The organism is Granulicatella balaenopterae (genome assembly GCF_900111135.1).
Classification (GTDB): Bacteria; Bacillota; Bacilli; order Lactobacillales; family Aerococcaceae; genus Granulicatella; species Granulicatella balaenopterae.
In genome coordinates, this window is the sequence record NZ_FOGF01000082.1 from 1 (window position 1) to 1,383 (window position 1,383).

Here is a 1,383-nt window from a genome sequence, read left to right on the forward strand (position 1 = left end):
CAATCAATAAATTTAACTGCTGATACAAATTGGCAAGCTACGTTTGATAAGCTAATGAAATACGACCCAACAGATGGACACGAAATTACTTACGCTATCGAAGAAGTCGCTATCTCAGGTTATACAACAACAATTACAGGAGACGTTCAAAATGGGTTCGTGGTAACAAACACTCAAGAAGTGCCACCAATACCAACTATAAAATATCGTGACATCCAAGTTCAAAAACACTGGATTGGTGAACCAACAGATTCAGTAACAATCAAGCTATTAGCAAATGGCAAAGCAACAGACAAAGAAATCACATTAAACGCCACAACTAACTGGCAAGGAAAATTCACAGAATTACCTATCACTGATGACAAGGGTAATGAGATTACTTATATAGTTGAAGAAGTTACAATCCCAGGTTACACTACCAACATCACAGGTAATATAGAAAAAGGTTTCATAGTTACAAACACTCAAAAACCTGAAAAACCAATGGAACCAGAACCAAATCTAGAATCTAAAAAAACTGTTAAAAACAATCTACCAACTACAGGAACAAAAGCATTAACAGTATCATTAGTATCAGCAACAAGTTTATTACTAATAGCAATGTCATTAGTCATAAAAGTTAAAAAATAGATTTTTACCACTAAGTTTAGAGAAGAACCTTAGCTTAGTGGTTTTTTTATTTTCTAAAAACATTATTATGACGTTTATATGTGCATTAAAAGTTGGGTTATAGAATATATTTGTATCGTTTGTATCCTATTTTTATTACATATTTATTGTTTTTTATTTTGGCTATATTTTTGTTTACTTTAGGAAAAAAACAGAATAGAATACGTTTTGTGATAAAAATTCGATATATTTATAATGAGAATTTGCAGTTAGTTTTTAGAAGATGAGGAGAATAAAAATGAAGAGAAAATTAATGTTATAATTTGCGGAGAAAACCCACATGCTTGCGTGTGGGTTGAAAGCGGCTTCTCTTTACTTGACAATAGCATATAATAAATATATATAATATATGTGTAAACAAAACATAGAAAGGAAATGGCCATAATGGCACGACCTAAAAAAGATAACATACAAATCCATATTTCCATCCCATCCGAGTGGAAAAAGGAACTTGAAAACCTTGCATGTATTTACAGTGATTAAGTATATTGAGGAGTAGAAAAGCCATGATTGACAAAGAATACAACAAAATTCTGAAAAAATATCATAAACTTTCTGACAGGCATATTTTGGTCGTTGAGACCGATATGCCTTATTCTGTTGTACTTAAAGTTGTGGCTCTTTCTGATAAGATACGCAAAGCAGGTAATGAGCTTGTTAGTCTGATAAGAAAGAATTATGAACAACTTCTACGTACAAAGAGATACCGTAAAT

General features: G+C 31.7%; 2 protein-coding genes. Both read left to right on the forward strand.

Annotation, left to right across the window (positions count from 1 at the left end; all coding sequences use genetic code 11):
- Nucleotides 1–630 (forward strand): Cna B-type domain-containing protein (locus BMX09_RS09820; RefSeq protein ID WP_143054418.1); only part of this gene is annotated, 630 nt, incomplete at its 5' end.
- Between the two features lie 545 nt (nt 631–1,175).
- Nucleotides 1,176–1,383 (forward strand): hypothetical protein (locus BMX09_RS09825; RefSeq protein ID WP_218138928.1); only part of this gene is annotated, 208 nt, incomplete at its 3' end.